Below are 16784 nucleotides of genomic sequence, written 5' to 3'. Positions count from 1 at the left end.
TGGCGTATTCCTTAGGATTCGATGTTATCGGTAAGTATTTAAGACATAAAAGTTATGCCTGTTCGGTTTTTCTTATCTGATTTTTAATATCTAAATATCCTGCTATATTTTAGCACTACAAAAAGTCTCTTAAAGAAAACTAGTTTGTATATCGATATTATGCTTCTCAATGTATGCAATTAGTTCGCGGTACGAATTCAAAAGATACGGTCTGTTACCCCAGTTATTTCCTTCATCATTAACGCCAGGATGAATAAATGTCCCATTTTGATTAATAAAATGTTTGCTATCTTCTAGACATAACTGAGTGTGTGTCCAATCAACATTAAAAATTGCATCAAAAGCTGTTAGAAATTCTGATATTAAACGATTTAACTCTTTGTGTGCTTTAAATCCGCCTGATTTTTGGATAGCTAAAGCCCGAGATAGGTCGAGTATTTCTTCAAGAAGGTTTCTATCAGAACGCAAGTCAGCAATGTCTGCTCTATCACTACTTTTTTTAATTATATCTCTAACTTTTTCTTCGAGTTCAGGCCAAAACTGCTCAAACACTTTATGAAGTACACCTTCTTCCAGTGTGTTGGAATTGTTGGCTTTATTTAGATCTGATATTAACCTCTTAAAGTCAGATTTTTCAAATAATGTTGCTTGGAATTGTGTTAGTGGTCCATGTATATCACTAGTTTCTAGTCCAATTAATATAGGGCAAACTAAAGAGTTTTCGACTTTTTTGGAGATTGCACCGGCCTCAAACATTAGCCACTGACTATTTATATTTTCGGGAGTAACACAAAATATTCCTGCCATCGAACTGTCTAGTTCAGCAGCGATATCGGATGACCAACGTGTACCTTTTTCAATATCACTGGGAGTGAAATAAGGTTTTATAGTCTGTAAAACAGTTGGTAGCCATTCTCGAATGCATTCGGCAACTCTTTTACTTATATCGCCAGACCAACTAATAAATACTTTCATTTTATATAGACCTTTTATATTTCTGATTTTTAATAAAAACCTTTAAATTATTCGTATGAATTTTTTTGGTTAACTTAGTAAATGTATAATTTATTATTTAAAATAATTTATCAGTTTCCTAGTCTGTCTACTATTTAAATATAGTCTAGACGTAACATTTTTTTAATGGACAGCTAAAGTCAAGGGTAACTTATTACACATGTTCCCTGCGAAGTTGTCGCAGGCTCGGGCACATGGATGTGCCATCTGAGCCGTTAGGCGATTTTTGTTGGAGTATGAGACCTTGCTGTTATTAATGAATGAGCAATGCATGTAACTTCGCTAGGGTGAGTGCTGCGTAGCAGCGTTTTGAACGAGAGCCAGGAATGGCGAACTGGCAGTTAGACATGGACGTTGTTCGCCGAGGGATTTCCAAAAGGGGAACAGGCGCTTTTTCCCTTTTGGTCGGGTGTTGGGTGAAGCCCCACGACTTTGATGTAGATTTTGATTTAAAAATCCAAACGAAGTTTGGAAATGGGGTATGCGTGAGCCATCAATTATAATCAATGGCTCCTTTGAGAGGTGTACTGGCCTAATCCATCATTTTTGCGTCACATTCCGGTACGCTTGTCGCAGGTGTCAGCGTTTTGAGGAGTGCAAAACGTAACTGGTGTGTATATTGTTTCTTCATACTTTTGTTTTGTGACAATTTTATAAAGCGTCAAAATTGCCTGTCTTCCCATTTCATATGGATTTTGACCTACATTGACATGAGCAAGACCATCTTTCAGCATCGTTAACTGCTCTGGTGACGTATCAGTAATAATGATGACGATTTCTTTGTTGTTAATTTTTTCTTGGTATGGAGTAATCATTTCACGATAGATCGCATCATTATTTTGTGCCCAACCACCAACGGCGATAAAAGAGTCTGCCTTCACAGGCTTACCTTTCATTACTGATTCCATTTGTTTTACGGCTTGACTAAGTTGATCAAAGTTAAAAAAAGGTTCTCTAACTTCTGTCCAGCCAAAGTCGCCATTAAGTAATTCCCCTGGCGGAGTATCGTATTTTTGCCCTGATAAGGCGGAACGTACACCCATAAGTCTTAAATTCAGATTGGGGGAATCTGGCCGCCCAGAATGCATTATCAACGTTCCGCCATTTGGCCGTAGCTTTTTTAACTGTTCACCCAATGACTTACCCAGTTCAAAATTGTCAGTGCCTATATAAGCTAGGCGTAAATTCTTAGGTTCTTCTTTGATAGAAGCATCAAAATCAGAGTCATAGGTAACAATTGGTATTCCGGCTTCTTTTGCTCTTTTTAGGCTATTTTCAACGAGGTATTTAGATTGTGTAACCGCGACCGCGATACCATCGATACCTTCATCAATCAGTTGATTTATTACCTGATCTTGCAATCTAACACTGCTTATTTCGGGTCCTCGATATATACATTCCACGCCTTCAATTTGTGCTGCAGCATCTATACAGCCCGTTTTGCTTTGATCAAAAAAAACACTATAAAATTTTGGCACTACGGCAAATTTCAGTTCTTTTCCATAGACTGATGATATTAGTAATTGGCTTAATGCAATGAACAACAAAAATAATCTCACCACACTTCCTCCTAAAAAATAATCAGACAGCAACTTAACGCTTTACAATCGAATGTAGCAAAGGAATGGATTTAAAGATATGAGATACCTCCGTGTTATTGAACATTATTGTTCAGAATCAGTAGTCCACAATAGAATGGCGAACGGGTAGTTAGATATGAACTTTGTTCGTCAAGGGATCATCCAAGGGCGAAGGCCAACGGCCGTTTTGAGCGCGAGATAGGGATATCGAGCTGGCAATTTAACATGGACGTTTTTGATAGGACGAGCAGTCCTCCTTGGTCGATTCTCTAATAAAAAATCAGGGGGTGAAGCCCCACGACGTTGATTTTGATTTCGATTCGAAAATCAAAACGAAGTTTGGAAATGGGGTATGCGTGAGCCACCAATGATGATCAATGGCTCTTTCGAGAGGTTATTCTTCTGGAACAGTAAATGCGGCTTCAACTTTTTCTAACTCTTGCTCGGTTTTAAGCTGAAACGCTTGTTGCTTTTTAAGCTTGGCTTCTTCTTCAAGTGCGGCTTCTCTTTGTTTAAATTCGTGTCTTTCTAGTTTAGTCAGAAACTTAAACGCGAGCTTGTTGCCTAGCACGTAGGTGACCACGTCTTCACCTTTTGTGCGACGTTCATCGACGCGTTGTGAAAAACGGGCGTTATCGCGGGCTTTACGTTCTGCGGCATTTAACTTACTCATAATCTGTTCTCCTCATTTAGTTAATCACGGTAGTGTTCCACTACGTTCAGTTAAACAAATGAGTTGTGTTGCACATTCATAAAGCTGATTGGGCGGGATTCTACCATAAGCGCTCACGAAAGCTGTGGGATTAAAATCTACCATCCCATCACCTGCGTTAACTTTGCGCACATAAGAAAGATGCGGCTGGAGTCTCTTTTAAGATACACCACGAACACCGAAGCGACAGGCATTCACCTATTCCTGCGAACTGACCGTTAGACATGGACCTCGTTGGCAGAGGAGAGCCAAGAGGGGATTGCATGTGATTCTCTTTAGGTCGGCTATTGATTTGTCCTTTGGTTTAGAAATTCAAACGAAGTTTAAAACTAGACTTTCTTAGTGGCGTAACGCAAATGCCGTAACTGTATTGTTGCAAACCGTACCGTTGCAAACTGGTCAAGGCTTGCGTAAAAGCCGAAACAACATTGGTATTCAAAGGCAACTCTCAGTAAACTTTCGCTCCCATGTTTTGATCCGGTGTTGTGATGACCTTTCCTGAGCTTTCTTCTTTCCCTGAGTCGTTAACTTTTGCTGAGCTTGGCTTAAATTCGGCGTTACTTGAGGCCTTGCCTGCAAGTCTTAAACATCCGACTCGGGTGCAGCAACTCGCGATTCCGGCCATTCTTGCGGGACGGGATTTGTTAGCCTTAGCACAAACTGGTAGCGGCAAAACCTTAGCTTTTGGTTTGCCACTTCTACAACAACTTTTGTTGCAACAGCAAACACAGTTGCAGGGGGCTAAATCTGTGCAGGCCCAAAATGCGCAGGCTTTAGTGCTGGTGCCTACACGGGAATTAGCGCTGCAAGTGACTGAGGCGCTGCAAACCGTGGCTGGTCAATTATCGACTCCGTTGAACATTCAGCTTCTGTGTGGCGGGGTCGCATTGGAAGACCAATTGGCCGAACTCACTGCCAAGCCGCAGGTGTTAGTGGCAACCCCTGGGCGTTTACTGGATTTATGTAAACAATCTCACATCAGCCTCGATTCGATAAAACATCTAGTACTGGATGAAGCTGACCGCCTGCTAGAAATGGGGTTTTGGCCTGATGTGCAAAAGCTGATGGCATTTATGCCTAAGCTTAAGCAAACCTCGTTGTTTTCTGCCACTTTGCCCGAGGCTTTGGATACATTAACCGAAAAGCTGCTGGTGAATGAGCCGCTGCGGGTCGAAGCCCACAAAGTGAATTCAGTGGCTGGTGAAATCGAAGAACAGCTCTATTTAGTCAATAAGGGCAGTAAAGCGCAGGTATTGATTGCGCTGTTAAAACAATATCAATGGCCGCAGGTGCTGGTGTTTATCAGCGCCCGTGATGATGCCGATGCCGTTGCTAAACGGCTCGCCAAAGCGGGGATGAAAGTCGCCGCGCTACACGGTGAAAAAGATCAAACCGTGCGCAGCCAAACCTTGGCCGACTTTAAAGCCAATCGCATTCAAGTATTAGTGGCGACAGACTTAATGGCGCGTGGCATTCATGTTGATGCTTTGCCAGTCGTTATCAATTTGGATTTGCCCATGAGTGCGCCTGTGTACGTGCACCGCATTGGCCGCACCGCCCGCGCTGGCGAAAAAGGGTTAGCGATTTCCCTCGTGTGCCACGGTGAAATGGCAACTTTAACGGCAATTCGCAGCTTAACCGCGCGGGAGTTACCGCTGGCATTATTGGCTGACTTTCCAGTAACCGATAAGCCGAGTGAAAATACCAGTGATGGCACCGCAGATAGCAAGGTTGAGCGTAAGCGACCACCACGTGATAAACAGGCGAATCGCCGTAGCATCAATAAGCATAGCGCCAAAGCGTTTAAAGGTAAGCGCTGAGCTTGAGGCTATTCATTATGAAGCTAGAGTAGAGTGAAACTGGAGTGATGCAATCCTGAAACAAGAGTGAAGCCATCTTCAAGCAAGGATGGAAGCGATTCATAACGTTCAAGCTTGGCGTGCTGCTATCACTAAACCGATAACAGAATAAAGCGCATTGGCCGCTGTTAACGCTTTCGCTCTGGGTGTAACGTAGTGACTTATTTACATTAAGGGAGCTAAGTTATGGCATCGACATTGGCGTTAAGTAAAGCACTTCATAAAGTGGTGAATAACGGTTTAACGACTGAGCACTTTGTACTTAGGCCATTCCAGCGAGCGGATCTTGAGGCCTTTACCGCCTATCGAGCCGACCCTAAGGTCGCCCAATATCAAAGCTGGACGGATTACCGCTATAGCGATGCAGTCGCGCTGTTCGACAATATGGATTACGCACAATTTGGTGCGGCGGATACGTGGTTTCAACTGGCGATTGTCAGTGGCGCGTCGGGAGCGATACCTGCCATGTTGGTAGGCGATCTGGCGCTGCACTTTATTGATGAGCAGCAGGTGGAAATTGGCTTTACGATTGCGCCTGAGCATCAAGGTAAACATGTCGCTTTTGAGGCCGTCAGCGCATTGCTGGATTACCTCTTTATTGAATTACATAAGCATCGCGTTATTGCGATCACCGACGCACAAAATCTTGCCAGCTGCCGCTTACTCGAAAAACTCCACTTTAGGAGCGAAGCCCATTATGTGAAAAACATCTTCTTTAAAGGCGCGTGGGGCGATGAGTATCTCTATGCCTTGTTAAAGGAGGAGTATTAATAGACCAAGGCAAAAACAAAACCGCATAAAAGAATAACAGCACAAAGGTAGCTAATGCGTTTTTCATTTTGGGTAAATTGAGTAAGCCTTGGATCATCTTGTGTAGAGAGAAAGCCATGTTGTAGTGACTCGTGAATGTAGGCGCTTCTGGCTGTTCTGAGCCGGGTTTTCATCGGATTCGCCGAAGCTTTATGCCATTCTTCTGGGTAATACTTTTCAACGTGACGCTGGATGTTAGCAAAATTTTTAAATCGAACGACTAACAGAATAGTTATACATAGGTTCGCGATTACGATGAAATACATGATGGTAAAGAGTTTATTCAATAAAGACAGATAGCTAAACTAATCTAATGCAGGCTTAAAAATCTAGCTGTAACTTTTTAGAACGTTAAAGTCCGACTTTTGCATGAGCCATATATGAGCCATTGACCTGCGGGTTTTGTACTTGGTGTAGAGTATGAAGCCAAGCAGAATGCCCAATCCCATTTGGCTTATCTTGTCTATCTCAGTAAAATCTCTTCATTAGTTGAGCCAGTTTGGCTCAAGGATCTTCACGCCCGTCATGGGATTTAAGGAGTGCCAGATGAAATCAATGCGTTTAGGCTTAGTGGGTTTGGCGGTCGTGCTCGGATTATCGGCCTGCGCAACCACGCAATCGCCAACTGGGCGGGGGCAGACTTTGCTCTTTTCAGCGGCGCAGATGCAGCAGATGGGTGATGCTTCTTTTGAAGAGATGAAAAAGCAGCAAAAGGTGAGTAGCGATAAAAAGCTGACGCAATACGTGAATTGTGTCGCTAATCGGGTAACAGCAGTGCTACCGGATCAAACCCAGCGCTGGGATGTCGTCTTGTTTGACTCTGAACAAGTTAACGCCTTTGCACTGCCGGGCGGCCACATTGGTGTCTATAGCGGCTTACTGAAGGTCGCCAATGGTCCTGATCAGCTTGCCACTGTGCTCGGTCACGAAGTGGCGCACGTGTTGGCGCAACATGGTAACGAGCAGGTTTCTCGCGGACAGTTAACGGGCGTCGGTATGCAAATAGCCGATGCGGCGTTGGGGGCGAGTGGCGTGTCGAATCGCAACTTATATATGTCGGCGTTAGGACTCGGTGCTCAGGTTGGGGTCATTCTGCCTTTTGGCCGCGCTCAAGAGAGCGAAGCCGATGTGATGGGCTTAGAGCTGATGGCGCGAGCCGGTTTCGATCCGGCGCAAAGTGTGACCTTATGGCAGAACATGTCGAAGGTGGGCGGCAGTCAGGGGCCAGAATTATTATCGACCCATCCTTCGAACAGTAACCGTATCGCTCAGTTGCAACAACTGCAAGGGCAGATGCAGCCACTCTATGCCAGTGCTAAAACCCAAGTGAAGAATCAATGTGTGGCGCCGAAATAAGCTACACGCTGCATAGCGAAGTGCCACTTAGCTGAGTGTTAGCGGTTGTTTTCTGGCCGATATGCGTCCTTAGCCTATTTACGCTTTTGGATAAATACGCAATAAGTGTGTAAAAAAGCCGCCTTAGTTAAATAAGCAGTCAGTTTATCAGCATAGGTCGCGGAACTATGGTAAACTGGCGCGCAAAATTCCACTGATAAATTGAGAGTCGTTAATTATGTCTGATAAATTCAGTACTGTTGAACAGCAAGCAAGCTACGGTGTAGGCCGTCAAATGGGTGAGCAACTGGCCGCCAATTCTTTTGATGGTGTGGATATTCCAGCCGTTCAAGCGGGTTTAGCCGATGCGTTTGCCGGTTTAGAAAGTGCTGTGTCTATGCAAGATCTGCAAGTTGCTTTCACTGAAATCAGCGGTCGTATTCAAGCTGCTCAAGAGCAAGCTGCTGCAGCTGCGTCTGCTGAAGGCGATGCGTTCTTAGCTGAAAATGCTAAGCGTGATGGCGTGACTGTGACTGACTCTGGTCTGCAGTTCGAAGTATTAGTCCAAGGTGACGGTGCTACTCCAACTTACGAAGATACAGTGCGTACTCACTACCATGGTTCTTTCATCAATGGTGATGTGTTCGATAGCTCTGTAGTTCGTGGCCAACCAGCTGAGTTCCCAGTATCTGGTGTTATCGCTGGCTGGACTGAAGCACTGCAACTGATGCCAGTAGGCACTAAGTTGAAATTATTTGTTCCACATCACCTAGCTTACGGTGAGCGTGGCGCGGGGGCATCGATTCCTCCTTATTCAACTTTGGTATTCGAAGTTGAATTATTAGATATCATCTAATATTGATAAAACGCCTAAGCCTGTCTTAGGCGTTTTCTTATGGAAGACAAAGAAAGATTGAGGAGATTGAAATGAGTGGACAAGTGAGAGTGGCAATCGTCGGTGCCGGTGGTCGTATGGGACGCACTCTTATTGAAGCGGCTTACAATCACGACCATATATTGCTGGGTGCCGCTATTGAGCGCGCTGGCTCTAGTTTAGTGGGCGTGGATGCGGGTGAGCTAGCTGGTGTGGGTAAATTAAAGGTCATGATCATGGATTCGCTGGATTACGCGACCGATGATTTTGATGTCTTGATTGATTTCACTGCGCCAGACGCCAGTATTGTCCATTTAGATTGGTGTGTGCGCCATAAGAAAGCCATGGTGATTGGCACAACCGGTTTCAATCATGCTCAAAAAGAACAGATCAATGCCTTTGCCGAGCAAACGCCGGTAGTGATGGCGCCGAATATGTCTGTGGGTGTCAACCTGATGTGGAAATTGCTCGAACTGGCTGCCGAAGTCATGGGTGATTACACGGATATCGAAATTATCGAAGGTCACCACAGACACAAAAAAGATGCGCCGTCGGGGACAGCCCTGAAAATGGGTGAAGTGATTGCTAAGACCTTAGGTCGCGATCTAGAGAAATGTGCCGTGTATGGCCGCGAGGGGATCACGGGTGAACGCGATCGTGAAACCATAGGTTTTGCGACTATTCGTGCCGGTGACTTAGTCGGTGAACATACGGCCATGTTTGCCGATATCGGTGAGCGTTTAGAGATCACCCATAAAGCCTCGAGTCGTATGACCTTTGCTAACGGCGCTATGCGCGCCGCCCACTGGCTAGTGGAGCAAAAACCGGGCTTGTATGATATGCAGCAGGTTTTAGGTTTGCATTAATATTAAAAACGCCGATATGGCGTTTTTTTTTGCACCCAGATACCAATGGGTGGACGGTTTCGCGTTTTTCCTGTAAACTCGCTGGAATTTGTCAAAATTTCGTAAATTAGCGGAAATTGGTATCTTAACATAACATAAAAACATTATATTTCAGTGGCTTGGCTCTTTATGGAGGTCGCGTTGACAAAGTCTGCCTTACTCGTACTCGAAGATGGAACTGTATTCTCTGGCACAGCAATTGGTGCCGATGGTCTCTCTGTTGGTGAAGTTGTTTTTAACACTTCCATGACAGGTTACCAAGAAATTTTAACTGATCCATCCTACTCACGCCAGATTGTAACATTAACCTACCCACACATAGGCAACACTGGTACCAATGATGAAGATGTTGAATCCGATGGGGTTCACGCTTGTGGTCTTATCATTCGTGATCTTCCGCTCATCGCAAGTAGTTTCCGCAATCAACAAAGCTTAAGTGATTATCTCAAAGCGAACAATGTCGTTGGCATAGCAGATATCGATACCCGCAAGTTAACTCGTATTCTCCGTGAAAAAGGTGCACAAGCCGGTTGTATTATGGCAGGTGCAGATTTAGACGAAGCAAAAGCGCTCGCCGCTGCCAAAGCCTTCCCCGGTTTAAAAGGCATGGATCTCGCTAAAGAAGTCACAACTAAAGCGGCCTATCCATGGCGCAAAGGTAGCTGGCGTTTAGTGGGCGGTTTACCTGCAGATACGCCAGAAAATGAGCTTAAATACAAAGTAGTAGCCTACGACTACGGCGTTAAGCAAAACATTCTGCGTATGTTAGTGGACCGCGGTTGCGACGTCACTGTTGTGCCAGCTAAAACCTCTGCCGCCGACGTGCTGGCGATGAATCCCGATGGTGTGTTCCTTTCGAACGGCCCTGGCGATCCAGAACCATGCGATTACGCAATTGAAGCGATTCAACAGATCCTGAAAACCGACACACCGATTTTCGGTATCTGTTTAGGTCATCAGTTGTTGGCTCTGGCCTCAGGTGCAAAAACCTTAAAGATGAAGTTTGGTCACCATGGTGCAAACCACCCAGTGAGCAACATCGAGAAAGGTAACGTGATGATCACCAGCCAAAACCACGGTTTTGCTGCCGATGAAACCACGCTACCCGCCAACATTAAGGTGACGCATAAGTCGCTGTTTGATGGTTCACTGCAAGGTATCCATCTTACGGACAAACCTGCGTTTAGCTTCCAAGGTCACCCTGAAGCGAGCCCGGGCCCGAACGATGCCGCACCTCTGTTCGATCACTTTATCGAGCTTATTGAACAATACCGTCAGAACGCCAAGTAGTACGCTAGCTAGGAGAAGAGAGAAGCAATGCCAAAACGTACAGATATAAAGAGTATTCTTATCCTAGGCGCCGGCCCAATCGTGATTGGTCAGGCATGTGAATTTGACTATTCTGGCGCACAGGCGTGTAAAGCGCTGCGTGAAGAAGGCTACCGTGTCATTCTGGTGAACTCTAACCCTGCCACCATTATGACTGACCCAGAAATGGCCGATGCCACTTATATCGAGCCGATTCACTGGGAAGTGGTCCGTAACATTATTGCTAAAGAACGCCCAGATGCGATTCTGCCAACCATGGGCGGCCAAACCGCACTGAACTGCGCATTAGAACTCGAAGCTAAAGGCGTACTGAAAGAATTTAACGTCGAGATGATTGGCGCGACCGCCGATGCCATCGATAAAGCTGAAGATCGTAGCCGCTTTGATAAAGCGATGAAAAGTATCGGTCTTGACTGTCCACGTGCGGGTATTGCCCACAACATGGAAGAAGCTTACGGCGTACTCGATCAAGTGGGTTTCCCTTGTATTATCCGTCCATCTTTTACTATGGGTGGCTCGGGCGGCGGTATCGCCTACAACAAGGAAGAGTTCGAAGAGATCTGTTCACAGGGCTTAGAATTATCGCCAACGAGTGAACTGCTGATCGACGAATCACTGATCGGTTGGAAAGAATACGAGATGGAAGTGGTACGTGACCGCAACGATAACTGCATTATCGTCTGCGCCATCGAAAACTTCGATCCTATGGGTGTACACACTGGCGACTCTATCACAGTTGCGCCAGCACAAACCCTGACAGACAAAGAATACCAAATCATGCGTAACGCCTCTATGGCCGTACTGCGTGAGATTGGTGTTGAGACAGGCGGTTCGAACGTACAGTTTGGTATCAACCCGAAAGATGGCCGTATGGTTATCATCGAGATGAACCCACGTGTATCGCGCTCTTCAGCATTGGCATCAAAGGCAACGGGTTTCCCTATTGCGAAAATCGCCGCTAAGTTAGCGGTCGGTTTTACCCTTGATGAGCTGATGAACGACATCACTGGCGGTCGCACGCCAGCGTCATTCGAGCCTGCTATCGATTACGTTGTGACTAAAGTGCCACGCTTTAACTTTGAAAAGTTTGCTGGCGCCAATGATCGCTTAACCACACAGATGAAATCTGTGGGTGAAGTGATGGCGATTGGCCGTACTTTCCAAGAGTCACTGCAAAAAGCCTTACGTGGTTTAGAAGTTAACCGTAACGGTTTGGACCCTATCACAGATATGGCAAAACCTGAGGCAATGCAACGTATTCGCCTTGAGCTTAAAGAGCCAGGTTGCGACCGTATTTGGTACATAGCCGATGCGATGCGTGCGGGGCTGAGCTTAGATGAAATCTTTAAGCTGACCAATATCGACCCTTGGTTCCTCGTACAAATCGAAGAGCTGATCAAGCTTGAAGGTGTGGTTGCTGAAGTTGGGCTGGCTGGTCTGGATCATGACTTACTGCGCAAACTGAAACGTAAAGGTTTTGCTGATGCGCGTCTGGCCGATGTATTAGGCGTGAACGAAGCCGAAGTGCGTAAGCTGCGTGACAAGTTTGACCTGCACCCTGTCTACAAACGTGTGGATACCTGTGCGGCTGAGTTTGCAACAGACACAGCTTACATGTACTCAACATACGAAGAAGAATGTGAAGCTAACCCATCGACCCGTGACAAAATCATGGTGTTAGGTGGCGGGCCAAACCGTATCGGTCAAGGTATCGAGTTCGATTATTGCTGTGTGCACGCGGCGTTAGCGCTACGTGAAGACGGTTATGAAACCATCATGGTGAACTGTAACCCTGAAACCGTTTCAACCGACTACGACACTTCAGACCGTCTGTACTTCGAACCAGTCACACTGGAAGACGTATTAGAAATCGTCCGTATCGAGAAGCCAAAAGGCGTTATCGTGCAGTACGGTGGTCAAACGCCATTGAAATTGGCCCGTGCCTTAGAAGCCGCTGGCGTGCCTGTAATTGGTACTAGCCCAGATGCAATCGACCGCGCCGAAGACCGTGAGCGTTTCCAGCAAGCGATTCAACGCTTAGAGATGAAGCAGCCTGAAAACGATACCGTGACTACGGTTGAAGGTGCTGTGATTGCCGCTGAGCGTATCGGTTATCCGTTAGTTGTGCGTCCATCCTATGTACTGGGCGGCCGCGCGATGGAAATCGTCTACGACAAGCAAGATTTGCTGCGTTACTTCAATGAAGCCGTGAGTGTATCGAACGCGTCGCCAGTATTACTCGATCGCTTCTTAGATGATGCGATTGAAGTGGATATCGACGCAGTATGCGACGGTGAAATCGTGGTGATTGGCGCGATTATGGAGCATATCGAACAAGCGGGTGTTCACTCAGGTGACTCAGGCTGTTCGCTGCCGCCATACACGCTAAGCCAAGAGATCCAAGATCGCATGCGCGTTCAAGTCGGTAAGTTGGCGATGGAACTCGGTGTTGTTGGCTTGATGAACGTACAGTTCGCCGTGAAAGATAACGAAATCTATATGATTGAAGTTAACCCACGTGCTGCCCGTACTGTGCCATTTGTGTCTAAAGCGACCGGTGTGCCTTTGGCTAAGATTGCCGCGCGCGTGATGGCGGGTCAAAGCTTAACGTCGCAAAACTTCACTAAAGAAGTGATCCCACCTTTCTACTCAGTGAAAGAAGTGGTGTTGCCCTTTAACAAGTTCCCGGGTGTTGACCCACTGTTAGGCCCAGAAATGCGCTCTACCGGTGAAGTCATGGGCGTGGGCGATACGTTCGCCGAAGCCTATGCCAAGGCGCAGTTAGGTGCCACTTCTGAAGTGCCTAAGTCGGGTCGTGCATTATTGTCTGTGCGTAACAGCGATAAGAAACGCGTTGCCGATTTAGCGGCTAAGTTAATCGAGCTCGGTTACCAAATCGATGCCACTCACGGTACTGCGATTATCCTTGGCGAAGCGGGTATCAACCCACGTCTAGTGAACAAGGTACACGAAGGTCGTCCACACATTCTCGATCGCATCAAGAATGGTGAATACACTTATATCGTGAACACTACCGAAGGTCGCCAAGCGATTGAAGATTCTCGTCAATTGCGCCGCGGTGCACTGCGTTACAAAGTTAACTACACCACGACCATGAATGCTGCATTCGCCACGTGTATGGCCCATGCCGCTGATGATCGTACTAACGTGACTTCAGTACAAGAACTGCATCTGCGCGTACTGGCTAAATAAGCCACAGCGTTAATGCCGTGAATTAGAGGGCCGCATAACTTAGGTTATGCGGCCTTATTATTTAGGCCCGTGTCTGTTTTTCTAAGTTAATTAGTCTGTTTTATCGAATTATTGGGTTTATTTTATTTAGCCTGTTTTATTGAGTTGTGCCGTTTGTTTTGAGTATGACTTAACTCATTTGATTTCCTACTTAGGTTGCCTGAAAACTATGTCTGCTCCTGCCGCCGATAGCCTTGCCAAAGTCGATACTTTTATTGCGCCGCCTTGCCTCGGGCAAATACGCGTGCTTTATCAAGATAGCGACATTCTGCTGATTGATAAGCCGAGCGGATTATTGAGTCTGTCGGGGAAGAATCCGCTCAATCTCGATTCAGTGCATTATCGCTTAGTGCAGGATTTTCCGACGGCCACTTTGCTGCACAGACTCGATTTTGGCACTTCGGGCATCATGCTGGTGGCGCTGAATAAAAGCGTGAATGGCTTGCTGACCAAGCAGTTTCAGGCACGCACGGTCGAGAAGCGTTATACAGCCTTGCTGCACGGACATATTGCCGCTGACAGCGGGGTGATTAATCTGCCGATCGCTAAAGATAGTGACCATTTCCCACTACAAAAGATTTGCCACAGTACAGGTAAACCTGCGATCAGCGAATATCGGGTGCTTGAGCGGTTAACCGCCCCTTTTGCCACGCGGGTCGAATTTACCCCTGTCTCTGGCCGAACCCATCAACTGCGGATCCACAGCCAGCAATTTGGTCACTCGATTCTGGGGTGCGATCTCTATGGTGGCGTGGGTGAGAGTGTGGCTGATAAGGCTGCTGCACTTGAGTCTGACATTACTAAGGTGTTGAGTAACAGCAGATTAATGCTGCATGCGACCCGCTTAGCGTTTGATCATCCGATCACGGGTGAGCGTATCGACTGGATTTGCGAGTGTCCTTTCTAAGAGCTTGCTAAAGAGTGATAGAGTTTTGCGCTTAGCACTTAGAAATCAAAACTTAGCACTTAAAACGTAGAACAATCGATTTAGTTGCCAAGTCCGATACGTTCGGTCTGCATTGGCGGCGCATCGTTGGGGAGCCAAGTATGGTAAATCGTTGCGAAGGTGCCATCCGCTTTTATCGCTTCTAGGGCGCTTTTCCACTGCTCGATCACCTCATTGGGCGTGCCTTGTGAGAAGGCAATGTAGAGATGATTAGCGCTAATCGTGAAGAGGGACTCTACATCATCAATACTCGCGCCAGCATCCGACAAAATACTTGGCGCGGTGAGATTGGCATTACACCAAAGGTCGATGCGGTGCTTCATCAATTGTTTCGCACTCAACAAGGGCGTTGATGAGGCGGCGACATTGGTAAAGCCGTGTTCGGTAAGCAAGCGCTCTTCCACTGAGGCACGATAGACACCAATCGCCTTCGCCGTTTTAGCATCTTCTATTGAGGTAATTTTTATACCGCTATTTTTTAAGGCATAAAAATTGGTCGTACCGACAGCAACGGGTCCTATCATAGTAAACATCTGTTCCCTTTCTGCGGTGCGCGTCATAGTGAACAACACAGTATTGGGCTGCTCGGTCAGCATTTTCCAGCCGCGAGCCCAAGGTACGACTTTAATTGGATCTGGGTTCTTGATGCGTTTTTGAATTTCTTCTACGACTTGTACCGCTAAACCAGCAGGTTTGCCATCGATAGAGAAACTGATCGGTGACCATTCTTCTGTATAGATGTTTAGCGGCTGTGCGCGCAGGGGAAAAGCGCCGCAGAAGATAAGTGATAGCAAAAAGTTTGTGACTAATTTCATTAATAACCCTAAAAATTAGAATGTTATAATTGAGTCTCACTGCTTGCTCTTGAAACGATTAAAGATGAACGCTGTGTTCAAATCAAGTATAGCTAGGGGTTCATTTTCTAAGAGTAAATTTAATATACCGTTTTGAACGATAAAAAAAGAGCGCGAGTATGGCGCTCTTAGGTAGGTTTTATCAATGCGACTGCAGCCTGTTAGAAAACATCAGGCGCGATAGACGTCACGCATCAGATTATCAATACAGTGCACAACGCGCATACTGGCATCTTCCATTGAGTGCAGTTGTTTGACCATCTCAGGTAAATTACCTTTTTGTCTGGCATTGAGTGCGGCTTTACCCGCTTCGTGCACCGCTTTATGCGGTGCATCTAAGGCTTTGAAGTTACTCAAATGCTGATAATTCTCAGCCCCAAACCCTTTGAAATACCATTGTCCGAGACGGCACTCAGTGTGCGAGTTTACACTGTGATTATGCTGTGGTTTTTCAATTAATTGATAAACGCTGCTTTTCCAGACCGCGTGGTCGAGCTTAGTGGTATTTAAGAATGACGCGGTAGCAGCGTTATGGATAACCTGCTGCATTTGCTTTGAGCGATGCAGTACATCTTCAACCACTTGGCCGATTTGGGTAGAAGAGCTGGCAACATCGATAGCGCTGCTTTGATTGTTATGGACAATTTCTTTAATTTCAGCTGCTTGAATGACGATTTGTTTCACGAGTTTTTCAATGTGGCTACTGGCTTCGTGGGCTTTACTGGCAAGTTGGCGCACTTCATCGGCAACTACTGCAAAACCGCGTCCTGCTTCACCTGCGCGGGCGGCTTCAATGGCGGCATTCAATGCCAGCAAGTTCGTCTGTTCTGAGATACCTTGAATTGCGGCAACAAACTGGTTGATTGAAGAGGTCGTCGCATCTAGCTCAGTAACGGCTTTCATGCTGCTCGACGCTTGCTCATTAATATAAGTCGCCCTAGTGCCTAAACTTGCCACGGCGATGCGGGTTTGATCAAAAATCTTATCGAGCTCTGACAGTGAATCTTGTTCAGCGGTAAGTAATTCGGCGCTGTTGGCTAAGCCTTCGCGCACCGCATTGAGCATGTCTCCACCTTGGTTTTGGCAGGCAATGACCTCAGTGTAGTGATCCGCATTTTGCCGTGATTGCTGCTGCATAGTCTCATTTTCACGGATCATGCTACGTAGTTCATCGATTTCATTTTGGCGTTGTTGTTCTAATTGGATGAGTCGCTCTTTAAGCGCCTTATTTTCAGCTTTGAGCTGGGAATTAAACCACATAAAAAACCTCTAACGTCGCAAGGACTATGGCTATTGCTTATCGATTTACAGTGA

General features: G+C 46.2%; 13 protein-coding genes. 8 read left to right on the top strand and 5 right to left on the bottom strand.

The genetic code is table 11. From position 1 onward, the window contains the following. Window positions 1–129 precede the first annotated feature (129 nt). From NE536_RS11300 to NE536_RS11290, 3 genes are all read right to left on the bottom strand, one after another. Entirely contained in the window at window positions 130–975 is an 846-nt protein-coding gene (locus NE536_RS11300) for a toll/interleukin-1 receptor domain-containing protein (protein ID WP_261272740.1), read from the bottom strand. Between the two features lie 590 nt (window positions 976–1565). Further along, window positions 1566–2576, bottom strand: coding sequence for a sugar-binding protein (locus NE536_RS11295; protein ID WP_261272739.1), 1011 nt, complete (start codon window positions 2574–2576; stop codon window positions 1566–1568). A 412-nt stretch (window positions 2577–2988) separates the two neighbouring features. Beyond that, entirely contained in the window at window positions 2989–3267 is a 279-nt protein-coding gene (locus NE536_RS11290) for a DNA polymerase III subunit epsilon (protein ID WP_261272738.1), read from the bottom strand. A 527-nt stretch (window positions 3268–3794) separates the two neighbouring features. Between NE536_RS11290 and NE536_RS11285 the strand changes: the two genes are divergently transcribed. The 8 genes from NE536_RS11285 to NE536_RS11250 all read left to right on the top strand — a co-directional run bounded on the left by NE536_RS11285 (window position 3795) and on the right by NE536_RS11250 (window position 14577). Further along, on the top strand, window positions 3795–5126 hold the full coding sequence (locus NE536_RS11285) for a DEAD/DEAH box helicase (protein ID WP_261272737.1): 1332 nt from the start codon (window positions 3795–3797) through the stop codon (window positions 5124–5126). Window positions 5127–5351: 225 nt separating this feature from the next. Beyond that, on the top strand, window positions 5352–5936 hold the full coding sequence (locus NE536_RS11280; protein WP_261272736.1) for a GNAT family N-acetyltransferase: 585 nt from the start codon (window positions 5352–5354) through the stop codon (window positions 5934–5936). A gap of 585 nt (window positions 5937–6521) precedes the next feature. Beyond that, entirely contained in the window at window positions 6522–7331 is an 810-nt protein-coding gene (locus NE536_RS11275; RefSeq protein ID WP_261272735.1) for a M48 family metallopeptidase, read from the top strand. A gap of 217 nt (window positions 7332–7548) precedes the next feature. Then, window positions 7549–8166 (top strand): BamJ family beta-barrel-assembly machinery protein, encoded by a 618-nt coding sequence (gene bamJ, locus NE536_RS11270; protein ID WP_006083907.1) that lies wholly within the window; start codon window positions 7549–7551, stop codon window positions 8164–8166. Window positions 8167–8237: 71 nt separating this feature from the next. After that, window positions 8238–9050: a 4-hydroxy-tetrahydrodipicolinate reductase gene (gene dapB / locus NE536_RS11265; RefSeq protein WP_006082785.1), complete on the top strand. Its 813-nt coding sequence runs from the start codon at window positions 8238–8240 to the stop codon at window positions 9048–9050. 168 nt (window positions 9051–9218) lie between these two features. Further along, complete coding sequence (gene carA / locus NE536_RS11260) at window positions 9219–10379, top strand: glutamine-hydrolyzing carbamoyl-phosphate synthase small subunit (RefSeq protein ID WP_261272734.1); 1161 nt, start codon at window positions 9219–9221, stop codon at window positions 10377–10379. A 27-nt stretch (window positions 10380–10406) separates the two neighbouring features. Next, on the top strand, window positions 10407–13631 hold the full coding sequence (carB, locus tag NE536_RS11255; protein ID WP_261272733.1) for a carbamoyl-phosphate synthase large subunit: 3225 nt from the start codon (window positions 10407–10409) through the stop codon (window positions 13629–13631). Window positions 13632–13839: 208 nt separating this feature from the next. Then, a complete protein-coding gene (locus NE536_RS11250; RefSeq protein ID WP_261272732.1) occupies window positions 13840–14577 on the top strand; it encodes an RluA family pseudouridine synthase in 738 nt (245 codons plus the stop codon). 80 nt (window positions 14578–14657) lie between these two features. On the opposite strand, the gene NE536_RS11245 is transcribed toward NE536_RS11250, so the two are convergent. Both NE536_RS11245 and NE536_RS11240 read right to left on the bottom strand, forming a co-directional pair. Then, the gene (locus NE536_RS11245; RefSeq protein WP_261272731.1) at window positions 14658–15431 is read right to left on the bottom strand and encodes a substrate-binding periplasmic protein; all 774 of its coding nucleotides are present in this window, start codon (window positions 15429–15431) and stop codon (window positions 14658–14660) included. A 210-nt stretch (window positions 15432–15641) separates the two neighbouring features. Further along, window positions 15642–16730: a methyl-accepting chemotaxis protein gene (locus NE536_RS11240; protein WP_261272730.1), complete on the bottom strand. Its 1089-nt coding sequence runs from the start codon at window positions 16728–16730 to the stop codon at window positions 15642–15644. Window positions 16731–16784: the final 54 nt, after the last annotated feature.

Origin of the sequence: Shewanella septentrionalis (genome assembly GCF_025370265.1) — a bacterium.
In the GTDB taxonomy this organism is placed as follows: Bacteria; Pseudomonadota; Gammaproteobacteria; order Enterobacterales; family Shewanellaceae; genus Shewanella; species Shewanella hafniensis.
This window is presented reverse-complemented; position numbering and strand designations above follow the sequence as displayed.

What these genes read in the sequence shown, in the direction of transcription:
- NE536_RS11300 (WP_261272740.1), bottom strand. Translation starts at nt 975, where the DNA reads ATGAAAGTATTTATTAGTTGGTCTGGCGATATAAGTAAAAGAGTTGCC.
- NE536_RS11290 (WP_261272738.1), bottom strand. Translation starts at nt 3,267, where the DNA reads ATGAGTAAGTTAAATGCCGCAGAACGTAAAGCCCGCGATAACGCCCGT.
- NE536_RS11285 (WP_261272737.1), top strand. Translation starts at nt 3,795, where the DNA reads ATGACCTTTCCTGAGCTTTCTTCTTTCCCTGAGTCGTTAACTTTTGCT.
- NE536_RS11280 (WP_261272736.1), top strand. Translation starts at nt 5,352, where the DNA reads ATGGCATCGACATTGGCGTTAAGTAAAGCACTTCATAAAGTGGTGAAT.
- NE536_RS11275 (WP_261272735.1), top strand. Translation starts at nt 6,522, where the DNA reads ATGAAATCAATGCGTTTAGGCTTAGTGGGTTTGGCGGTCGTGCTCGGA.
- bamJ (WP_006083907.1), top strand. Translation starts at nt 7,549, where the DNA reads ATGTCTGATAAATTCAGTACTGTTGAACAGCAAGCAAGCTACGGTGTA.
- dapB (WP_006082785.1), top strand. Translation starts at nt 8,238, where the DNA reads ATGAGTGGACAAGTGAGAGTGGCAATCGTCGGTGCCGGTGGTCGTATG.
- carA (WP_261272734.1), top strand. Translation starts at nt 9,219, where the DNA reads ATGGAGGTCGCGTTGACAAAGTCTGCCTTACTCGTACTCGAAGATGGA.
- carB (WP_261272733.1), top strand. Translation starts at nt 10,407, where the DNA reads ATGCCAAAACGTACAGATATAAAGAGTATTCTTATCCTAGGCGCCGGC.
- NE536_RS11250 (WP_261272732.1), top strand. Translation starts at nt 13,840, where the DNA reads ATGTCTGCTCCTGCCGCCGATAGCCTTGCCAAAGTCGATACTTTTATT.
- NE536_RS11245 (WP_261272731.1), bottom strand. Translation starts at nt 15,431, where the DNA reads ATGAAATTAGTCACAAACTTTTTGCTATCACTTATCTTCTGCGGCGCT.
- NE536_RS11240 (WP_261272730.1), bottom strand. Translation starts at nt 16,730, where the DNA reads ATGTGGTTTAATTCCCAGCTCAAAGCTGAAAATAAGGCGCTTAAAGAG.